The 20,600-nt window shown below is 61.6% G+C and carries 18 protein-coding genes and 1 pseudogene; 8 read left to right on the top strand and 11 right to left on the bottom strand.

What is annotated here, in order from left to right; all coding sequences use genetic code 11:
- The first annotated feature begins 204 nt into the window (after positions 1-204).
- Both ABJF10_RS03110 and ABJF10_RS03105 read left to right on the top strand, forming a co-directional pair.
- Positions 205-615: a prepilin-type N-terminal cleavage/methylation domain-containing protein gene (locus ABJF10_RS03110; RefSeq protein WP_348543054.1), complete on the top strand. Its 411-nt coding sequence runs from the start codon at positions 205-207 to the stop codon at positions 613-615.
- Positions 616-809: 194 nt separating this feature from the next.
- A complete protein-coding gene (locus ABJF10_RS03105; protein WP_348543053.1) occupies positions 810-1,430 on the top strand; it encodes a hypothetical protein in 621 nt (206 codons plus the stop codon).
- A 121-nt stretch (positions 1,431-1,551) separates the two neighbouring features.
- Here ABJF10_RS03105 and ABJF10_RS03100 read toward each other — a convergent pair whose 3' ends face one another.
- The 3 genes from ABJF10_RS03100 to ABJF10_RS03090 all read right to left on the bottom strand — a co-directional run bounded on the left by ABJF10_RS03100 (position 1,552) and on the right by ABJF10_RS03090 (position 5,051).
- Complete coding sequence (locus ABJF10_RS03100) at positions 1,552-1,842, bottom strand: hypothetical protein (protein ID WP_348543052.1); 291 nt, start codon at positions 1,840-1,842, stop codon at positions 1,552-1,554.
- A 53-nt stretch (positions 1,843-1,895) separates the two neighbouring features.
- Positions 1,896-2,405: a hypothetical protein gene (locus ABJF10_RS03095; protein WP_348543051.1), complete on the bottom strand. Its 510-nt coding sequence runs from the start codon at positions 2,403-2,405 to the stop codon at positions 1,896-1,898.
- A gap of 456 nt (positions 2,406-2,861) precedes the next feature.
- Positions 2,862-5,051, bottom strand: coding sequence for an autotransporter domain-containing protein (locus tag ABJF10_RS03090; protein ID WP_348543050.1), 2,190 nt, complete (start codon positions 5,049-5,051; stop codon positions 2,862-2,864).
- Between the two features lie 655 nt (positions 5,052-5,706).
- Here ABJF10_RS03090 and ABJF10_RS03085 point away from each other — a divergent pair.
- Complete coding sequence (locus tag ABJF10_RS03085; protein WP_348543049.1) at positions 5,707-5,892, top strand: hypothetical protein; 186 nt, start codon at positions 5,707-5,709, stop codon at positions 5,890-5,892.
- A 156-nt stretch (positions 5,893-6,048) separates the two neighbouring features.
- Here the strand turns inward: ABJF10_RS03085 and ABJF10_RS03080 are convergent, their stop codons facing one another.
- The 7 genes from ABJF10_RS03080 to ABJF10_RS03050 all read right to left on the bottom strand — a co-directional run bounded on the left by ABJF10_RS03080 (position 6,049) and on the right by ABJF10_RS03050 (position 14,514).
- The gene (locus tag ABJF10_RS03080) at positions 6,049-7,935 is read right to left on the bottom strand and encodes an O-antigen ligase family protein (protein WP_348543048.1); all 1,887 of its coding nucleotides are present in this window, start codon (positions 7,933-7,935) and stop codon (positions 6,049-6,051) included.
- Positions 7,932-9,347, bottom strand: coding sequence for an exopolysaccharide biosynthesis polyprenyl glycosylphosphotransferase (locus ABJF10_RS03075; protein ID WP_348543047.1), 1,416 nt, complete (start codon positions 9,345-9,347; stop codon positions 7,932-7,934). The genes ABJF10_RS03080 and ABJF10_RS03075 overlap by 4 nt, the downstream gene beginning before the upstream one ends.
- Positions 9,348-9,523: 176 nt before the next feature.
- The gene (locus ABJF10_RS03070) at positions 9,524-9,862 is read right to left on the bottom strand and encodes a hypothetical protein (RefSeq protein WP_348543046.1); all 339 of its coding nucleotides are present in this window, start codon (positions 9,860-9,862) and stop codon (positions 9,524-9,526) included.
- Positions 9,863-9,889: 27 nt separating this feature from the next.
- Positions 9,890-10,447 carry an ATP-binding protein gene (locus tag ABJF10_RS03065; RefSeq protein ID WP_348543045.1) on the bottom strand — a complete coding sequence of 186 codons (558 nt, stop codon included), beginning with the start codon at positions 10,445-10,447 and terminating at the stop codon, positions 9,890-9,892.
- 3 nt (positions 10,448-10,450) lie between these two features.
- Positions 10,451-12,817, bottom strand: a complete 2,367-nt coding sequence (locus ABJF10_RS03060) for a SpoIIE family protein phosphatase (RefSeq protein WP_348543044.1) — start codon at positions 12,815-12,817, stop codon at positions 10,451-10,453.
- The gene (locus ABJF10_RS03055) at positions 12,814-13,974 is read right to left on the bottom strand and encodes a class I SAM-dependent methyltransferase (RefSeq protein WP_348543043.1); all 1,161 of its coding nucleotides are present in this window, start codon (positions 13,972-13,974) and stop codon (positions 12,814-12,816) included. The genes ABJF10_RS03060 and ABJF10_RS03055 overlap by 4 nt, the downstream gene beginning before the upstream one ends.
- 6 nt (positions 13,975-13,980) lie before the next feature.
- Positions 13,981-14,514, bottom strand: coding sequence for a hypothetical protein (locus tag ABJF10_RS03050; RefSeq protein ID WP_348543042.1), 534 nt, complete (start codon positions 14,512-14,514; stop codon positions 13,981-13,983).
- Positions 14,515-14,702: 188 nt separating this feature from the next.
- On the opposite strand from ABJF10_RS03050, the gene ABJF10_RS03045 reads away from it, so the two are divergent.
- From ABJF10_RS03045 to ABJF10_RS03025, 5 genes and pseudogenes are all read left to right on the top strand, one after another.
- Complete coding sequence (locus ABJF10_RS03045; RefSeq protein WP_348543041.1) at positions 14,703-15,614, top strand: PP2C family protein-serine/threonine phosphatase; 912 nt, start codon at positions 14,703-14,705, stop codon at positions 15,612-15,614.
- Positions 15,615-15,659: 45 nt separating this feature from the next.
- Complete coding sequence (locus ABJF10_RS03040) at positions 15,660-17,711, top strand: SpoIIE family protein phosphatase (protein ID WP_348543040.1); 2,052 nt, start codon at positions 15,660-15,662, stop codon at positions 17,709-17,711.
- A gap of 60 nt (positions 17,712-17,771) precedes the next feature.
- Complete coding sequence (locus tag ABJF10_RS03035; RefSeq protein ID WP_348543039.1) at positions 17,772-18,185, top strand: ATP-binding protein; 414 nt, start codon at positions 17,772-17,774, stop codon at positions 18,183-18,185.
- Between the two features lie 18 nt (positions 18,186-18,203).
- Positions 18,204-18,458 (top strand): annotated as a pseudogene (locus ABJF10_RS03030) (STAS domain-containing protein); the annotation flags it as partial.
- Between the two features lie 732 nt (positions 18,459-19,190).
- Complete coding sequence (locus tag ABJF10_RS03025) at positions 19,191-19,565, top strand: hypothetical protein (RefSeq protein ID WP_348543055.1); 375 nt, start codon at positions 19,191-19,193, stop codon at positions 19,563-19,565.
- A 42-nt stretch (positions 19,566-19,607) separates the two neighbouring features.
- Here the strand turns inward: ABJF10_RS03025 and ABJF10_RS03020 are convergent, their stop codons facing one another.
- Positions 19,608-20,561 (bottom strand): hypothetical protein, encoded by a 954-nt coding sequence (locus tag ABJF10_RS03020; RefSeq protein ID WP_348543038.1) that lies wholly within the window; start codon positions 20,559-20,561, stop codon positions 19,608-19,610.
- Positions 20,562-20,600: the final 39 nt, after the last annotated feature.

Here is a 20,600-nt window from a genome sequence, read left to right as displayed (position 1 = left end):
AAATTGCGGAACGGCATCGGGGAAGAACCTCAACCCAACAGCATCAGAGCCAGAGAGCGAGCCGGGGTTTTCAAAAAAGGTGTTATGAAAATTATACGAGCCGGCGAGTTTGGCATCACGGCTGCTTAATAAGCCGTCTGTGACGCCGCTGGTTTACCTGCGACCCACGCAAACAAAACAAAACATCCAATCATACATAAAACCATGTTGCAGAAACTGAACAAAAACCGTGGGGGCTTCACCCTCGTTGAAATCATGATCGTGGTCGCCATCATCGCGTTGCTCGCGGCGATCGCCGTCCCCAACTTCCTCCGGGCTCGCAAGCGCTCGCAGGCCACCCGCATCCTCGAAGATCTCCGCATCATTGATTCGGCCATCGACCAGTACGCGATCGAAAATAACAAACAGAGCGGCGCCACCGTCCAGTGGGCCGACATCCAGAACTACTGCAAGAAGGGCTCCGTGATTTATAATTCCGGCGGCACCGACATGCTCGGCAACCTTTACAGCGGTGGCTCCTTCTCGGTGGACTCCCTGCCCAAGCTCAGCGCCACCAGCTTCGGCAAGCTGTCCGACGTGGCCCCGAGCGACTTCTGGTCCCCCTTCTACCCCTGAGCTACTTAGCTTAGCGTAGAGATTACTTTTCAGCCGCTCCCCTGTTCGCAGGCGGGGCGGCTGAATCTTTTTTGCGGGGCCTCCCCTTGTCCCAGCCAGACGCAGTAGACAACAAGGGCAAGCCGGAGGCGTCGCGTCGCTGGGCCTGACGGACCGCTTTGCAAAACGGGAGAACTGAGGTCTGATCTTCAACCATGTGGCCCCGATTGCTTTCCTTTCCCTCCATCGCGTGCGTGGTGGTTCTGCTCATGACGTTGACCAGGCAGGGTATGGCGGAAGAAGACAAGCCGGCAGCCTACCTGGCGCAACGCGTCCTTTCGCCGACCAAGTCTTTCGTGCTGGAACTGCGGGGGAAGGCGAAGGACTGGGCGCCGGAACTATGGATTACCTCACGGCAAGCGCCGGCGCGGAGGCGTCTGATCTTTGATTTCGGCCGACCCATTTCCAGTGCGGAATTCACCAAGGACGAGCGATACATCGTGGTGTTCTGGGGCGGGGGCGCTCTGGGGCAAATGGTGGCTGTCCTCGAGAGAACCGGGCGCGACGAATACGAGTTTCAAAAGGGCGACATTCCGATCCTGGCGTGGAAGGCATATCGGCGCGCCAGTCATCTGGGAGCGCGAACGGATTTCATCACTATCTACTGCGGGCGGGTCGCGATCGAGAATGCGCCTGCAGCCGTGGTTTTCTCTTTGCGGGGCGATCACGATGCCATTGCCGGAAGGCAGACGCAGTTCGGGCCGGTCTATTATCGCTACCTGCTGGAACAACGAAAGCTGACGATCATTCCCCGCCCGCTGCGAAGGGCAGACTGAGTCGGGATTCTACTTCGCGCCCGCAGAGGACATGGAGCATCGTGCCCGGGATCGCATTCGGCGGTCATAGACCGCCGCTACAGTTCAGAGCGCAAACCTCACCGCTGCCCTGCAAGTCCGATTATTTCCGCCGGGCTTTGGCGGACTTGGGCAAGAGCGCGTCCGGCGTGACTTTTTTCACGAGATCCGTGACCGCATCGATTCCGGTCTGGACGCCTTCTTTGACGGAGCGCATCAAGCCGGTCGCTTTCTTCTTTCCGGTCTTCGCCTTGGCCGAAGTCTTTCTGGCCACGGGTTTGGTGGCGGCTTTGACTTTTGCGGTCGCTTTTTTGGCCGCGGGTTTCGCCTTGGCGGCGACTTTCTTCGCGCTGGATTTCACGGTCTTGGTTGCTGCTTTGGTTTTGGAGGGCATAGAGGTGGGGTTATTGGAGATGGTGGAAGAATGAGTGGAAAACGGTTGGGAAGTTAGTTGGGGTGCACGGCGTCCTTGATGGCGTCGCCGGCTTTCCGGGCGCCTTCCTGCACGCTTTCCCCGACTTTCTGGGCGGCGTCCCTGGCCTTGTCGGCTCCGGTGCGGTCGTCGGCCGGCCTGGCGGCTTCGATCGGTGTTCCGGCTTGGGCGGCGGTGAAGCGGAGCGCTTCCGCAGCCCGATAACTTTGCATATTCTCGAGCTTCGCGGCCGCCTTGGCCCGCGCGTCGCCATCGTGCTTGGCGACGTACTCTTGCAACTCGGCAATTTCCTCGTCGAGCCTGGCCAGCGTCTTGTTTACTTCGGCTTTATGCGCGGCGGTGGGCTCGCGTTGGTAATCGTCAACGGCCGCGCCGAGACGGGTGGTTTCCAGCGTCTTGGTCTGGGCGACGGGCTCCGGAATCGGCGTGGCGGGAACCGTTTCGACGACAGCGACTTTGCGTTCACACGCGCCGAGACTGACTAGAGCGGCCAACGCGAGGACTGGGAGGAGAGGATGTTTCATTATCACATCCATCGGCGGCCGAAGCTATAGCGGAGGTATCAATGCGCGTTGAACGGAAGCGGTCTGCATCCGGTGCCCCTCGTCCCCTCGGAAGAGCGACTGCACCACATTTCGTAATTGACCTGACTGAACCACGCGACCCGGTTTCCGAAGAGGGATCAATCAGGAACCAGACGAACCACCTCCGCCCGCCTCCGGTTTTTGCACCATTGCGCCATGGGCATTTATGCCGTCCGCCTCCGCCCCGGCATTATCTGCGGTCCGCCCAGCCTCGGCTCCTGTTTTCCTGCTTTCCTGATTCCTACTCTTTCTCCTCAAGCCTATCTGCGATGGCAAAATTCGCGCGCGATGGCACCTCAAGCCCTGCAACGCGAATCCCTGTAGCCGGGGTTAATCAACCCGACTACAGGGATAACAGCGTGTTCCTAACTCGCGATGGAAGGTATCGGACCCGTCTTAGAACGTGATACGAATCCCGCCGGTGACGGCGTTGGAGATGTAGTGCGAGCGGCCCAGTTCTCCATCGTAGTAGAGGAACGTGGTGCAGCGGTTGGAGCACTGGACGGCGAAGCCGGCGCCGAGCAGCAAGCTGTCGCGACCGATCTCCGTGCCGACGGAGTCGAAGGTGCCGCCACCGCCGGCGGCGAAGCTGGAAGCGACCGTGCTGCTGACGTCGCCAAACTCATGCTGCCAGGCGGCGCGCAGTTCCGGACGGACGATCACGCTGCCGGCATGCCACTCGTAGCTGGCCTTGAAGCCGAGCGACAGGCGCTCGGATTCGGTGTGGCTGCCGTTGACTTGCAGCGGAACCAGCGAGCCGTGCTCGGTGTAGCCGTTGACGCCCGTGTAGGTGTAATTGAAGCTGGCCGTCGGGCCAAAGGTGAGGGCGCCTGCCTTGATATCGTAGCCGGTGCCGATGAGCACATTGAGGTCGCCACCATCGGTGTCGCTGCGCGCGTCGCCGCCGAGGGCGCTGCGGCGATTGTCGTAGCTGGTGTAACCGCCGGTGACGGCTGCGTCCGCATACCAACCGCCCACGAAGGTGGTGGCATAGATGCCAAGCTTGCCGCCATTGACCCAGGTGCGGCCGTTGTCCTCCAGGTCGATGCCCGCGCCGGTGTAGCCGGCCATGACGCCGATGGCGAAGTTGGGCGTCAATTTATAGTCGAGACCGAGGGTGAAACCGCCGCTGGACAGAGCATAACCGCGGGCATTCTCCGTGCCGCTCACGTTGACCCATTCACCGGTGCCGGAGAGGAAGGCGCCCCAACGGTCTTCGGGCGGGGCAACATCTTTGACATCCTTGGATTCCTTGCCGTCATCGCCGCGAGGTCCGGCGGCGCCGGTGCGGAAGTTGATAGCACCGGTGTAGCTGGGATTATCGCCATTGATGGCCAGGCCTTGGGCGCTGAAACCGCCGGTCGAACCGACGAGGGGATTCGCGATCCCGGCGCGGATGACCGTGGTGCGGCCCTGGACGTTGTTCGAATGGACCTGCGCGGTGGAGGCGCCGGCACTTTGCATGACGGCCGATTCTTCGGGAGCCACGCGGTCGAGGTTGTGCGTCAAATTCTGGACGCCATCGACGGCAATGAAGTTGAAGACTTTGGCGTAGCGCGGATCGCCGGCGACGGCATCGAGGGCGTTGGCGACGGATTGCTGGTTGGGACTGTAGGAAATCCCATTCGGCGCGGTGCCGAAGACACCACCCGAGGTCAGGACTACGGTGTTGCGGTTGCTATAATCGGCCGACAGGATGGGGCCGCCGAACGGCGAGTTGACTTCGGCGAAGGCCCCACTCACGCCGCCGTCGGCTTTGATGATGGTGAACTTCGCGCCCGTCTTCGGGGTGTAGCCGCCGAGGAACACGGCACTGGCCGTGCCATCGAGGCTGGCTTTGCCCTTGATCACGAGCTGGCTGTAGGAGCTTTCCGAAGAGATGGGGACGAAGAGGGTGCCCTTCTTGCCCTGCTTGAAATCGCCGCCCACCTTGATGGTGCCGGGCGCCACGAGAAGTGCTGCCGTGTGGCCGGAGATGAGCTTGCCGCCCGCGAGGAAGGCATTGTTGGTCAGGTTGCCGGTCACCGTGAAATCGCCGCCGAGGCCGCCGTTCTGCACGACGACATTGCCTTTGACCGTCTGGAACAAAATCAAATCGCCGGTGCCTTGCTTGGTCAAAGTGCCGCCGGGCAGATTGATGACGGAGTCGATGGTAGCGATGGCATCTCCGTTCACCGTCACGCCGCCTTGGGTGAGGGTCAGCGGAGCGTAGGGGTAAAAGAAACCAGGGATCGTGTCTCCCGGGATCGAGGTGAGCGTGTAGTTATCGTTGAAGACGAGATTGGCGGCAATCGGTCCACCCTGGCCGGAGTCGACGAGGAGGATTTCACTGCCATTCGGGTTGGCGCCGACGAAAGAAGGGTTGGAGGAAGGAGGGATCGGCGAAGGGAAAATCGCGTTATCCGAACCAGTCGGGGTGACAAACCCACTCCAGTTTTGTTGAAAAGAGGAGCCTGCAGACCAGACCGGATAGGGGTCAACGCTAATCCAAGTCCGATCTACCGCGTGAGCGGACGAGCCAAAACCTGCGCAAAGCGCCGCGATACCCGTGGCGAGAATGGCGATTGAACGGCGGGGGAGCTTCATTGTCATAAGAAATAAGTTGGGATTATTGAACACCGTGGAAACCCGCACAGCCGTCATGACCCGCGAGCGTCGAGTGCGCTTGTAGGAAATTGACTACAGCGGTGTCAACTATCTCTTCACCGGAAAAGGCCTTTTTTTTAAGTTAAACAATCGCGGTACTTTGTGACTGGTGGAGAAAGCGGTGAGACCTATTAGGAATTGGAAGTTGTCTGTCGGGTGGTGGAGGGAGCGACTGAAGGATTGGGTAATCCAGCAATGCCGGGGCGTGCTCTCCGCACAGAAATTGATAGCGTCACTCCTAATGAGCAAAGCAGCGGTCGTGAGAGAGAACATGACAGCCGCCCACGAAAAAATCGGTTGCCCATATCGCAGCGGACTGTAAATATACGTGGAACCCCCCATGAAATTTGACTCCTTCCATTTGCGCTCCGCCCTCGTCGGCTGGGGCATCGCTTGCTTGATTTTCGCCGTCACGACGTTGCTGCGGGCTCATCATTGAGTCCTAAGGCGGGTTGAATATCCCGGGCCGGGGCGGCTGCGAGTAACTAAAACGACTGCGGCATTCAGTCACACAAAACGCGTCACCCACGTAAAATTCTACCGGAGAAAATATGGAAAATGTTGCTTTTATAGGTATTAACCCTTACATTTTTGCATGCCTCAATTCTTCCTCTATTGCGCCGGAGAAGGAAAATTCATCCTCAAGCTGGCCGGAGAGACGACGACTTCGGAGTTTACGGATATCGTGGCCGCGGTGATGGCCGCGAGGATGAGGCATTCCAAGGCGGCACTGGTGGTATACGATGCCGCCGGCGGGGTGGTGATGGATACCTTCATCTAAGCGGCGCGGACCGGAGGCCGTGAGCGCGACGGGAAATTCCGAGGACTCGAGCGTTCGCATCGTCAGCGAATGAAAGCAAATCAAGCCGAATTAAGGTAAATCAAGCCTTCTCAAGCCTCCAAAATTTTCTCCCGCGCGTGCTGGCCGCGCACTCTTTTATGGCGGTGCGGGAGCGGCACCGATTTCCTCCGCATGATGCTGGAAAGCGGCGCGCTGGGCGGGAGTGGCCTGCCGGGCGGCCGCGTCGAGCGCCGGCCAGTGGGTGCGCGCTTCGGCGGGTGGGACGCATTGGAACCATTGCAGTTGCAGCGCAGGGTGATCCTGGGCGAGGGCGAGGAGTTGAGCGCGGAAAGCGGGGGCGTCCGGCGCGGCGTCGAGCATGGCGCCGTACAGCGAGGTATCGTCCGGGGAGCGCCGCACGGCATCGCGCCAGGCGTTGAGGGTGAGGGCCGGCTGGGCTTGCAACCAGAAGAGGCCTTCCTCGAATGGCACACCGGCATAGTGCGGCTCGAGGAGGCGGGCGCGGCGAAAGTCGGCGAGGGCGGCGAGCGTTTTTCCCAAGCAAGCGCGCGCTCCAGCGCGGGCGAAATACGCGCGCCAATCGAGCGGCGCACGCGCCAGCGCGCGATCGGCGGCGGCCTCGGATTCGGCGAAGCGCCCGGCACGAGAGAGGGTCTGCGCGCGGGAGGTTTCGTCGGGCAGGCGCGCGAGGACGAAGGCGGCGGCGAGCGCGAGCACGCCGAAGACGCGTGAGCAGGCGGCGGCGATTTTCGAATCGGGCGACGCCGGCACATCGAGGCGCGCCAGGACCATGACGAACAGGGCCAGCAAGGCCGATCCCAAACGATGTCCGGGCACATCGATGGCGGCATGGAGGAGCGCGGCGAGCGCGGCGGCGAGGGCCACTCCGCGGAGACGCCGTTGCGAGCCGGGTGCGAGTGGCAGCGCGTGGCGCAAGACAAGAAAAGCAACGACCAGCGCGAAGACCACGCCGAGCCAGCCGAGGTCGGTGGCGAGCCAGAGCCAATCGCTCTCGGGATGAAGCACGCTTTGCTGGCTCACCGACGCGCTGCGATAGAGCGGGAAGAGCGCCTGAAAATTCCCCAGCCCGGCGCCGCACCACGGGGACGCGTGCACGAGCGCGAGGGTATCGCGCCAAATGAAAACCCGGAAGACGACCTCGGAATCCGCGCCGCCGGCGAAGCGCGCCGCGAACGAACCGCCGCCGATGAGCACCAGCGAAACCAGCACGAGCACGAGCGAGGCGCCGACGGCGAGCGTCTTCCACGACCGGCGTTGCCATGCTTCCAGCGCGGACCACAAGGCGGCCGCGCCGAGAAAGAGCAGCAGGCCGCCTCGCGAGAAATTCACGACCAGGGCCACCAGGATGACGGCGGCGCCGAGCAACCAAGGCAGCGCCTTGCGCCAGTCGCGTCGCCAGGCATCCGCGGCGCAGCCGAGGGCGAGCAGGCCACCGAGCGCGAAGACGTGGCCGGTGTGATTGCGATTGGGAAACGGCCCGAACGTAGGGGCGGAGAGCCAGCCCGGCACGGCAAGATGCAGCGCGCGGGCGGCGAGCGCGGTCGCGGCGATCAAGACCAGGCCGCCCGCAAGAAGGCGCATGGCGGTGCGGCGCGCGGCGGGGTTCCACTTTTGGCCGAGCAACCACGCCAGCCAGGCCAGGCCGATCACGAGCCAGAGCAGAGCCTCGACGGAAAGCCATGGCTGCGGGGAAACGGTGCCAGGCAGCGGAATGCCGATCGAGGCCAGGCCCCGCCGCCACGGCTCCGCGGCAAACCATGCCGCGGGCAGCCACGCCGTCGCCGCGAGGACGAGCAGGCCGCACGCACAAACGATCATCCCCCGCTCCGGCACACGGCGCGCGGGGGCGAGCAGCCACAACAATCCCAAGCCGATCAAGACAACGGCTTGCGCCGGGTGGGTGGTGGCTCCGCCATAGGCGATCGCGACGAGGACGAGCAACGCGGCGCCCGCAGCCGCGCGAGCGGTGGCACGCGACGGCGTCTTTTCCGGCGGCGTCATACGGCGGTCGGGGGCGGCCGGAGCATTTGCCAGATCGTGCGCAGGACGATGCCGAGGTCGAGAGCGGGCGACCAATTCTCCAGGTAAATGAGATCGGATTGCAGGCGCACCGCGATGTCCTCGGGCGTGCGCGCCTCACCGCGAAAGCCGCGCACTTGCGCCAGCCCGGTGATGCCGGGCTTGATCAACGTGCGTAGGTGATATTCCGCGATCACCTCGGCGAACTGGCGGTTGTGCTCCACGAGGTGCGGGCGCGGGCCGACGACACTCATCTCGCCGCCGAGGACGTTGATGAATTGCGGGATCTCATCGAGGCTGAAGCGGCGCAGCCAGCGACCCACGGGGAACACACGCGCGTCGCCCGGCGTGGCCTGCACCGATTCGTCCGCGGAAGCGGGGTGCATCGTGCGGAACTTGAGGATTTCAAAGGGGCGGTTTTGCAGTCCCGCGCGTTTCTGCCGATGCCAGAGCGGGCCTGATGATTGCAGCCGGTGGCAAAGCCAGACGAAGACGATGAGCCACGGGAGAACGAGGACGACGACCAGCGAAGCGAAGAGGAGATCGAAGGTGCGCTTGAGCACACGGTTGAACGGGTTTTCCAGCGGTTCCTCGTGCAGCGTTATGAGGTTGATGCCTTCGTCGACGACGCAGGAGATCGGATGGTGAATCTTCTCGGCGAGATCGTTGACGATGAGCAGGCGCATCCCCCGCTGCTGGCATTTCCCGAGCAGCGTGCGCGTGACTTGCGGGTCGCAGAGTTCGAGCAGGATGACCTGGGCAATTTCCGAAGTGCGGCAGATTTCGTCGAGCTGCTCGATCGTTCCCATTACCGGGACGAGGCCGTTTTCCGGCACCGCCGTCGAGCCGTCGAGGGTGATGACGCCGACGATGCGCAGCCCAAACTGCCGCTTTTGCTTCAGCCAGAATTCCAGCAGACCGACGCGGCTCGACGGACCCACGAGCAAGGTGGCGAGGTCGCGCTCCTGGGCAAAAAGCTGGCGCGCGAAACGCAAGGGCAGCGTGGCATTGCTCCACAACAAAACGCCGTAGAGGGAGACCGAGAAGCCCGCGAGGAACGTGCGAGAGATCGTGTAATCCTTGGCAAAGGCGACAAAGACGAGCACCCCGCCCATGGCAAAGGCGACCTGCCGCGAGGCAACAGGCAACTGCCGCACCAGGCTGCTATCGTAGATGGCGGCGGTGACCTTGTCCGCCCCGCGGGTGAGCACCTCGACCCCGAGGCCGCCGAGCACGAGCGCCCAAAAGATCGCGTAGTGCGCGGTGAAGATGGCCGTCCCGGGCGCGACGGCGAGCGTGTAGGCGGCGAAGAGTCCCCAGTACAGCGCCGTGACCAATCCGGCTTGGGCAAAAGCCAGCAAGCGCCGCAGCCCGCGTGAGCGTTGCACGATCATGGCGCCGGGAGAAGGGAGGATTTTGGAGGGAGGCGCATCGGGCGAAAAACAACGCCGCACCTCTGAACGAGACAGAGGAGTTCGTCAAATATCTACCGGCTGTTTTTACGTATTTGTGCGAGCCTCCGGCTTTCGCATCGGCAGACGGGCGCCGATGCTACGCCCAAACTGGCCGGCTACGAAATATCCAGGTCCAGCGCGGCGTGCAGCTTCTTCAAGTTGGGCAGGGATTTGCCCTGCCACGGGATGCGCTGCGAACCCTTCACCTTGATCGCGACGCCCGGCTCCTTGCGGACGTTGATCACGAATTTGGCGAGCAGGTTGATGCCGGAGCTGTTGAGGAACTCGAGGTTGGTGAGGTCGATGATGATCGACCCCGGGTTCGCGGCCAGCGTGTTCACGAGCAGCTCATTGATCGGAGCGTACGCATCGGTGCCGCTCAAGCGCATCGTGCCCTCGAAAAAGACCACGTTGCCTTCCGCCCAGACTTTGTATTCGGCGTCTTTGTTTTCCATAAAGTGATTTCCAGTTACGTTGCGTTGTTATTCCAAATTCAGTTGTGCGGTGGTGGTGAGGTGAACGGGAGCGCCCGCGGCCGACTCCTTCTTTTCGAAACACCAGGAGATCTTGGCTCCATAATCGTTCATCAGCGTGAGCAAACCGAGACCCGATCCGCCGCTCTCTCCGGCGGCATTCGCTTCGATGCGCTGAATGAGCAACTCGCCGGGATCGCCGTTGGTGATCTCCTCCAGCAACCCTTGGAAGGTGCGGCTCGTCTCCTCTGCGATCCAATTGCCGATCTCGAGGACGAACAGGTGGCCCGCGAGCCCGGTCACGATGTCGACGTCGCCGCCGGCGCGAAACTTGACGGCGTTTTCGATGAGTTCGTTGGCCATGTAACTGATGCCGTGGCCCGCGTCGTTGAGCTTCCCGGCAAAGCCGTTGGCCGAGAGGACATTCGAATACCACTGGCTGAGGAAATCCGCGCAGATGCTGCAATGCGCCCATTTCAAAGCCAGTTGCTCAGCGCAAAACTGGATCTTCGCCACGTGTTGCAACGCGCCGTTCAATTCCGACATTTCACCGAATTGGGTTTTCATCGCCTAGAGATGTTTAATGACCACGAGCGTAATGTCGTCGTGAATCTTTTGCGTGTCGATGTGGGCCAGGACATCGCGAATGATATTCTGCTTGATCTCCTGCGCGGTGCCGGCGCGATGGCGGTTGGCGCTCTCGCAAAGGCTTTCCACGCCGAAGAGTTTCCCCTGCGGGCTTTCGGCTTCGGTAACTCCGTCGGTGTAGAGAATCACGATGTCTTCGCTGTCAAAGGGGAGCGCGCGGCTATTGACGAACTGCGAGATATCAGCCTCGAGGCCGATGGGAAATCCCAAATCGACGGTATCGATCCGCTCCACGCTCCCATCCTTGCGCACCACGATCATTTCTTCGTGCTGGCCGGTGAGGGTGATCTTGTTCTCCGAGTAATCGATGAAGGAGAGGGTGAGATTGTTCGCCGACTCCGTTCGCGCCACGTTCTTGAAGATCGCGTTGTTGAGCACCTTCATAAAGGTGCACGAATCCATGTCGCCGCTCTCCAGTAGCGCGCGAGCGGCCGATTGCACCATGAGCATGAGCACCCCGCTTTCGAGGCCGTGGCCGGTGACATCGCCGATGCCGATCTTCACCCGCGAGCCGGCTTGCAGGACGTCGTAATAATCGCCGCCGACTTCGCTGGCCGCTTCCATGTGGCCCGCGATATCGAGCCGGGAAACGCTGCTCAGTTCCAGCGGCTTGGGCAGCACCATGCTTTGAATGCGGCGCGCGACGTCGAGTTCGGCGCCCATACGCACATTCTCGCCTTTCAGCTTTTCATTGAGCGCCTGAATCTCGCGATTGGCCTCGCCGAGCTTATGGGTGCGTTCTTCCACCAATTGCTCGAGGTTGCCCGTATAGCTTTGAATCTCCTCGGCCATCTTGTTGAAGGCCCGGCCGAGTTCGCCGACTTCGTCTCCGCTGGGAATCTCGACGCGCACGCTGTAATCCTTGCGCTCCAGGCGCCGGGCGGCCCCGGCGAGCGCTATCAAGCCCGCGGTGATGCGTTTCGAAATGCCAACGACCACACTAAGAACAACGGCCAGACTAAAAATGAGGATGGCAATCTGCCAGTTGCGAATGCGCGCCGTCGCCGTCTCCATCTTGCTCTCCGCGGAATAAAGGGACGCGTAGACTTCGCGCTCCGGGACCACGAAGCCGAGGGTCAAGTGGTCGCTCCCAATCTTGCCGTCCGCCCATAGGTTGATTTCCGGCAAGCGGCGCAGCACCACCAGATACGGCGCGCGGGCGGCTCCGGCCTTGAGGTGGATACGTTGCATGGATGTTTTCATGTCCGCGGGCAACTTCATCGAGGCCACATCCGGATAGGCGCTCTTGCCCAAGCTTCGGACCATGTTGGTCACCCCGGCGGTGGCACTGTCGTTTTGCATTTGGATGCCCAGCGTCTTTTCCCCTTGGGATTTGATGGCCAGTACGTTGCCGTCTGACGACGCGAGGAAGCCGAAGCCCGTATCCGCCACACGGACATTGTTCACCAGATCGGCCAATTGCTCGAGCGTGATGTCCACCGCCACCGCGCCCGCACAGTCCGTTCTCTCTTTGTTCCAGAGCGGATGGAAAAACGTGACGATGAGGTTTCCGGTGATGGCATCGGTGTACGGCGCGGTGCTGGTGACCAGGTTGTCGTTATGCTTGATTTTCGGATCGTGTAACCACGCCTGCCATCCCTCGTAAACGCCCGGGAAAAAGAAATCCCAGAAGTTCTTATCATTATGCCCGGGATATAACTTATCGAAGGTCTGCGCCTGGTCGGAGTACGGCGTGGTCCGCATGATCGGGCGGTCCTTCGGCCCCATGTAGTACATCTGCAGCTTGCGCGATCCCGTGGACATCAGGCTGCCGCTCATCAAGTCGAAGATCGCGGTGTTTTGGATATCACGACGAATTGCCGGCAGAGGTTGCTTGTCCGGCCCGAGAAGATAGCCCCAGACACTCAGCACCGAGGTGGCGCCCTTTTCGTTTTGCGCCCATTTCCCGGCTTGATCGTAAGTCAGCGGCGGAGTGAAATCCGGAGCTTGAGCGACCGCATCGCCGATCTTGCCCTGCACCTCCGGATGGTCGATGAGCGTCTGCATCGATCCGGCGAGGGTTGTGACTTCGGAAAAGACGCCCGACAGCAGCAAGTTCGCGCGGAGCGCGGTCGTTTGGATGTAATTCTCGAGATATTCGTTGCTCGCCTTTTCCAAGCCGTGCTTGATCTCGACCGAGGCATCGCGGCCGAGTCGGTGCACGTTCCAGAGCGCGACGCTGCCGCTGAGCAGCAGATCCAGCATCACGCCCGCACCGACGACGAGAATGAACTTCGTCCGGAAACTTTTGATCCGCAGCCTGGCCCCCATCCGTTCGCTCCAGGTCATAGCGGTTTGCGTCCGGAAGCGATCCAAATAGGCCAGCCCGCATAGCCCTTCGGATGCAAGGCCGCGGCAATGTGATCCTGGAAACCCTGGCGGAAGCGGGAGATGAATTCCGGGGTATCTCCCCGTTTCACCGCCATCTCACCGGCATAGACATCCTCCCAAGCCTGGATCACATCGGCGAAATCCTTGGGGTCCCCATCCAGGTTGGTCACCATGATGGATTCCATGCGGATGTCATCGAAACCTGTGTCTTGCAGATAGCGGCGGCTTTTCGGCCCGAGCTCGATATCCATTTCAAAGTGCGCCCAGAGTCTCGCGACTTCCTCGTAAGTCCAGGCGATTGAGGCCGCGCGCGGCTCACCGAGACAATGGGAATTCTTTTCGTTCGAGATATAGACGCGCCCGCCCGGCTTGCAGATGCGGAATAGCTCCTTGAGGATTAGCTCGGGTTTGTTGAAGACTTGCAGCGAGTGACGGCAGGTCACGAAATCAAACTGGTTGCTGTCGAGGAGCAGCGCGGAGGCATCCCCGTAGATGTATTCCACTTCCTTGATGCCGAATTCCTCCGCCACCTTGCGCGCATACTGGAGACTGGGCTTCGCGTGATCGACGGCGACGAGCCGCTTCGGCTTGAATTCCTTGTGCAAGAGCAGGGCGAAGTCGCCGATGCCGCAACAGATATCGGCCACTTCCTTGCCCTCGGCCATGCCGTGCCGTGGGAGAATGTTCCGCTCATGGCGCCAGGTCATCTTGGTCTGCGTGCGCAGGATGGAGATGAAGCTGCCGTTCTCCAGCACTCCCTGGCCTGGGTAAAAAGTCTGGTCGTATTGCTCGACCTGAATATTGGGGCTGATCGCACCGACGATCTTGAATTTCCGCGCGGCCCAGCCGACGACGCTCGAGACGATGACCCGCACTTTCAATTCCGGGCGGCGTTTGCTGACCGAGGTGAAAAGCGAAACCATTTCCTGGAAGGCCACGTTGTTCGCCTTGAGCAAGCGCTTGAAATTGAAGTTCAGGGTGCCGGAAACCCGGGTGAGCGCGCGCTCGAAGACATCGCGCACATCGTCCAATTCCTTCGTCTGCCGCGGGCGCATGACGCCCGCAAAGATAATCTCCTGGTTGTTGTCTTCGAACCGAACGGTGTAAGTGCTCATAAAATCTTAGGCGGCAGGGGTGCCGAGGTGCATCTCGACCACGAGTCGCACGTGGGCATCATCGAGCGTTTCATCGAGGGTGATGACGGCTCCGTAGTCCGCCGCCAGTTCGAGCAACCCGATGGCAATGTCCGGGTCCGCTTCCCCGAGCAGCGCGGTGGAATAGAGCGTGGCGACGTCACCCGAGTGGATGAATGCGACCTGCTTGCGATAGTACGTGCGGTGCGCCGCATCCACCGGGATCGTCAGTTCCACCCGATCCGCCGGCCCACTGCGTAACAATTCACAAATGATCTTCCCGCCGGCGCGATGCTGGACGAAGGCGATCTCGAAAAGCTCGTTGAGGGCCGTGGAGAGCAGATTCGCATGCAGGAATGTGTCGGGGCGATCACTGCTGACCGTGCGGGCGAGGTAATTCGCGACGCGGTCGCACTGTTGCCAGTTCGCGGCAAAATCCGCGGCAGTGAGATCGACCCGAATCAACGGGGCAGCTTGGGAAGGAGTAGTGGCATTCACGATGGGGCGGAGAAAGACCAGCACGCCGGTTTCTCTGGCAGCCCTGAGATAGCAGGGTCTATTCCAACAAGGCCTCCGATGCGCAATGAGCTTCGAAACACCCACCGATGAAAGGGAAGAGGAGTCCGCCGCAAAACCGTAGTTTTACTACCGTTGGCCACTAACTCCGAATTTACCTTGCCTCACCTCCACAGGCTGCTAATCGGCTTGCCATGGACATTCCGCCCGATTTGCAAAGCCTGACTGCTGAAGTGGAGGCATTGCGTGCCGAAAATCGACGATTGAACGAGGAACTCGGCGACATGGGGATTTTATACCAGAACACGATCGAACACGGCGAAGCGGTCGAGGACCAACTGGCCGAGAAAAACATCGAGCTGAATCGCACCAAGGAACGGCTCGACCAGGAGCTGGCGGAAGCGTGCAACTACGTCCGCTCGATGCTGCCGCCGCCGCGCCAGGATCTCCCACGCACGGAATGGCTGCTCATTCCGTCCACCGAATTGGGCGGCGATTCCTTCGGTTATCACTGGATCGATGACGACCATTTCGCCCTCTACCTGCTCGATGTGTGCGGTCACGGCGTGGGTGCCGCGCTGCTTTCCGTCACGGCGATCAATGTCCTGCGCAGCGCCTCTCTGCCGAACACGGATTTCCGGGAACCGGGCACGCTGCTCTCGGCGCTGAACGAGGCGTTCCAAATGGAAACGCAGAACAACATGTATTTCACGATCTGGTATGGCGTGTACCAGGTTTCCACGCGCCTGCTGCGCTACGCAAGCGCCGGTCATCCCCCGGCGATTCTCTTGCGGGAAAAAGCCGGTGCGTCGGAGGCGACGCTGTTGCAAGTGAAGGGCATGGTGCTCGGTGGCATGCCGGGCACGGTTTATCGCGAAGAATCCGTCACGATCGAGTCCGGCGACCGGCTCTTCCTCCTCAGCGACGGCACCTACGAAGTGGAGAAGCCCGATGGCGTGCGCCTGGAGTTTGGCGAGTTCGTGCAGTTCGCTGCGCAAGGGGCTGGCTCTGGCTCGGAATTGGAAAGAATCCTGGACTGGGTCCGTTCGATGAGTGGCGCCGGACCGCTGGACGACGACTTTACCCTCCTCAAGGTCGTCTTTTGAGGGCACTGACCAAAACCCCCAGACAATCATGATAGACCCCGGACCATGGACACCTCGATAAATCGCCTGGAAGTGCGCGTCCACGGCAAGGCATTCGAGTGCCAGGATGGCGACGTGATCGGCCGCAACGGCACGGTTGGGCAGGAGCTTTTTTCAAATCTCGAAGGTCTGGCCGAGCGGCACGTACTCATCGGCAGGAACGGATTGCTGTGGTTCCTGCTCATCCCGCGCAATGTCAAGGAACCTGCCCTGCTGGACGGCGAGCCCGCGGAACACGGGGTGCGCCACCCGCTGGAGCACAGCCACCACTTGCGCATCGGCAGCACGACGCTGCACTTCTCGGTGGTGGTCGAGACCCAGTCTTCCTCGAGAACGAATGACGAGGAGGACGAGTGTTTCGGATCAATGGCCGGCGCCGTCGCCGCCTTGGATTCCAACTTCTTCGAAATGCTGGCGAACAATGTACACGATCTCGTCGCCGTCATCGATGCGAAAGGACGGCGGCTCTGGAACAATGCAGCCTACGCGACGGTGCTCGGCTACACGCCGGCTGACATGCAAGGCACAGACTCCACGGTCGAAATTCATCCCGACGACCAGCCTTTGGTCAAAAAGACCTTCGTCGATTCGATGATTACGGAAAAAGGGAGCCGGATCGAATACCGCATGCGCCACCGCGAGGGACGCTGGGTCTTCCTGGAGTCGGACGGCGTCGTCCTGTCGAACTGGCAGGGGGTGGGGAAATGCCTCGTCATCATCGCCCGCGACGTCACGGCGCGAAAGCGCGCCGAGTACGAAATTCGCAAGCGCAACCAGCGCCAGCGCGCCCAATCCGCCGTGCTGGCCAAGTTCGCCAGTGCCACGGAATTTCATCTCGGAGATTTGCCTGTCTGCCTGGCCATGCTCACGGAGGCCATCGTGGATATGCTCCAATGCGAACGCGCGGCGGTCTGGCTCATGAATGCGGAAGCCGGACGCCTGATGTGCGCGGACCTTTTCATCAACGGCAAACCGGAGCATTCCACCGGGGAGGATTCCCTGGCCCTCGCCGACATTCCGCACTACCTGCAGTCGCTCCAGTCGGTGCGAACGCTGATTGCGGCGCAGGCAATCGATCATCCGGCGCTGCGCGAACTGAGCGATACCTATCTCTCGGCGCATGAAATCGTGACGAAGCTCGATGTACCGATTCGCCGGGGCACCGATTTGCTCGGCGTGTTGAGTTGCGAGGGCACGCACCAACACGAATGGACGATCGACGAGCAGAGCTTCGTCACCGCGCTGGCGGACCTCTTCCTCCTCGCTTACGAAACGCAGGAACGCATGCGCACCTACCAGGCTCTCCAGGAAAGCCAGCAACAACTGGCCGCGGAGACGGCGGAAGCGGCCCGCTACGTCCTCTCCCTGCTGCCCGGAAAACTCACCGGGGACATCTCCACGGACTGGCTTTTCATCCCTTCGGAGCAGTTGGGCGGCGACGCCTTTGGCTACCACTGGCTGGATGACGATCATCTCGCCATCTACCTGCTGGATGTCGTGGGCCATGGCGTCGGCGCAGCGCTGCTTTCCGTCACGGCGCTCAACGTCTTTCGCAATCAAGGCCTGCCGAACATCGATTTTCACGATCCCGCGGCGGTCCTGGTCGCGCTGAACGCCTCCTTCGAGATGGACGAGCAGAATGAGATGTACTTCACCGCTTGGTACGGCGTCTTTCACCGGCCGAGCCGGACGCTGCGCTTCTCGGCGGCAGGGCATCCGCCAGCCATCCTTTTTACCGGCGATGCACCGGCGGCGGCCACGATGGTGGAACTCAAGGCGCCTGGATTGATGATCGGCGCCGTGGCGGGGGCGGGCTATGTCACGCAGTCCACGACGCTGGGCGCTTACGGCAAGCTGTATGTATTCAGCGATGGCGCCTACGAAGTATCCAGGAGGGATGGCAGCGCGATGAGCTTCGAGGAATTCACCACCATCCTGGCCCAGCCGCCGGCCTCCGACGACGGGGACCTGGCCGGCATTGTCGAGCGCATGCGCGAAATCCAAGGCGCGAAGATGTTGCCCGACGATTGCTCGCTGATGAAGCTGGTCTTCAATTGATCTCGCAAACAAACCACTGCGGGATGTAGAACCAGCGAACCCGTTTCGGAGGCTTTTTTTATGGCCGGAGATTTCCATTTCACCCTCAAGAACCAACTATCGGACCTGGCGCCCCTGGCGGAGCAAGTGCGCACCGCGGTTGCGGATCTCGGCCTGACGGAGCGCGATTTTTTCTGCATCGATCTGGTCTGCGACGAGTTGATCACGAATACGATCAAGTATGGCTACGACGACACGAAAGAGCATGAGATCGGGGTGCATGTTTCCGTCCAGCCCACCGAGATCGTGATCGAGTTGAAAGATGACGGACATCCCTTCAATCCGCTGGAAAGTGCGACTCCCGACACGAATCTTGCTATGCAGGAGCGCCCGATCGGCGGTCTCGGCATCCATCTGCTGCGTGAAATGATGGACCGCTGCGAATACCGCCACACCGACGGAAAAAACTGTGTCACATTTCAAAAATCACGCTGATCCTCACTTCCCAATCCGATGCAATTGACGAAAGAAAAACGCGGCGAATGTTCCATCCTGATGGTTCACGGCCGGCTCGACGGCACGACGTCGCCGAAGTTTGAAGCCGAAGTCCTGGCCTGGCTCAGCGCGGGAGGGAAGGCGTTCGTGCTCGATATGGCTGGCATCAGCTTCATGAGCAGCGCGGCGTTGCGCGTGCTGCTGACGATGGCCAAGCGGGTCGGCCGGATGGGGGGAACGGTGGTGCTGTCTTCTCCCAATGCGGTCGTGAGCGAAGTATTCGAGATTTCGAATTTCTCCGCGATGTTTACGATTTGCCCCACGGTCGACGAGGGAATCGCCATCGCAACGAAAGGAGCCCCAGGCGCTGTGCCTCCGGTGCCAGCGCCCATCCCAGTACCGCCGGTTGCTGCACCCAAACCTGCTCCCGCAACACCTCCGGCGGCGGTCGCGCCTGTCATGCCGCCCGTGCCCCCACGACCACCCGTGGCCGTTCCTGCGGTGCCACCGGTTGCCAACACTCCACCCGTCGTACCAGCGACACCTCCGCCGGTCGCTGCCACCGCCCCAGCGCCGCCGCCCGTGACCTTGCCACCGGCTGCCCCAACTCCACCACCAGCAGCCCCCACACCTCCACCGGTCGCCGCACCCGCTCCTGTGGTCGAGGCGCCGCCCGCAGTTTCGGTCGCTCCGCCACCTGCGCCAGTCACACCACCTCCCGTAGTTGTTCCACTACCACCGGCTCCGGCTCCGGCACCACCTCCGGTCGCTGTCAGTGTGCCTCCGCCGGTGATTCCTCCGTCACCCTCAAAGGAAGAGGAAAAACCCGTCGCACCAACACCACCCGCAACACCCGTAGCGGCTCCGGCACCTCCTTCACCACCACCCATCGAGCCGCAGGCGAAGCCCGCCGCAATTCCCGCCGCTCCTCCACCCGTCATACCAGCGTCGGCACCAGTATCGCCAACTCCAGCGCCGCCGCCCACGGCTGCGCCGGCGCCGGCCGTGAAAAGAACCGGCCCGCTGAAGCTGGAAATCGTCGTCGGCACCCATGTCGTGGAATGCCGTGACGGCGACGTCATCGGCAGTGAAGGAACAGTCGCTCCGCACCTTTTCAAGGGCGCGGCGTCGCTCCAACCCCGGCACCTTCTGATCGGTAAAAGCCCCGACGCATGGTTTGTGATGATGCCACGCAACGTCCAGGTGGTGACCCATCTCGACAATGCCGTGCTCCCCCCCGGCGTTCGCCAAAACCTGAGCGGCGAACATCATCTCAAGGTCGGCGAGTTCGCCATGGCGCTCCGCCTGTCCGCAGGGCCGCCCCCGTCGATCAACGAATCGTTCTTCGCGAGGCTGATGAGAATACTGAACCGCGGCTGAGGCCGAATTTTCTCCGGCCGGTCCCCCAGCCTGTAGCGCGACTCAAGGCAGCACCGCCCAGACTTCCACGACACGATTCTTGTCGCGCTGCCCCTTGCCGAACATTTCCGATCCGCCCATGCCGACGGCGTGCATGACGTTCAGGATCTTGCCCTGATCCCGCAAGGCCTTGGACAAGTTCTCCGCGCGGTCCGTAGAGATCTGCAGGTTCTTCTTTTCATCACCTTTCGCATCGGCGTAGCCGAGGATGATGAGGACGGTGGTCGGGTCCGTCAGGAGCCGCTGCACATCCGGCGAGTGCAGGCCATCGACCAATTGAATGACCGCGGGGCCAGACGGCGTGACCCGACCGCTGTCGAACGTGAGGATCGCCATCTTGTACATGCCGCGCGCACGGTCGACAGCCGTGTAGAGCTTCGATCGGTTGGTCGGGGAAAGATTTGGCATCGAATCGATGCGCACCAGCACTTGCTTTTTTACCTCGGCATTCTCTTCTTTGTTTTCGATCAATGGCGTCATCGTCGCAGTGGGGGCTGGCTCCGCTGCCGGGGGCGCCGGGGTTTCCGCCACCATCGGGGTCGCCGCCGGGGCAGGAGGTTGCGCGACCAACTTCGGCGTGGCCACTGGAGCGGGAGTGGCGGGCACCGGCTCGGCCGGGACCGGAGTGACGGGGGCGGGGGGCGGTTCCGATTTCACCACCACGGGCTGGGGCGGTGCGGGTGCTGCACCAGGAGCGGAGGCCGATGGCGCCCGGGAAATCATTTTCGGGACAAAGACGAAAGCGGCGGCGATCACGAGGACACCGGCCACCGCAGCCGCAATCACCCCCATCGGCAACTTCGCGCCGCCCCCGGCCGCAGCACCCTTTCCTTCCTGCAAGGCTGCGCCGCACTCGGGGCAGCGGAACTCCGCTTCTTCAGCCACGGTGACTGGCTGCTTGGTGTAAGCCAGGGTGCAACCCGCGGCGTTGGTACAGATGCCTGTTTTCGAAGCCATGTGAGGGATGATCTTTCCCCGGAATGGTGGCAGTGACCA

It is taken from the genome of Chthoniobacter sp., from assembly GCF_040003245.1.
Lineage (GTDB): Bacteria > Verrucomicrobiota > Verrucomicrobiia > Chthoniobacterales > Chthoniobacteraceae > Chthoniobacter.
The sequence above is the reverse complement of the archived record's forward strand: the minus strand, read 5'-3'. Positions and strand labels throughout refer to the sequence as shown.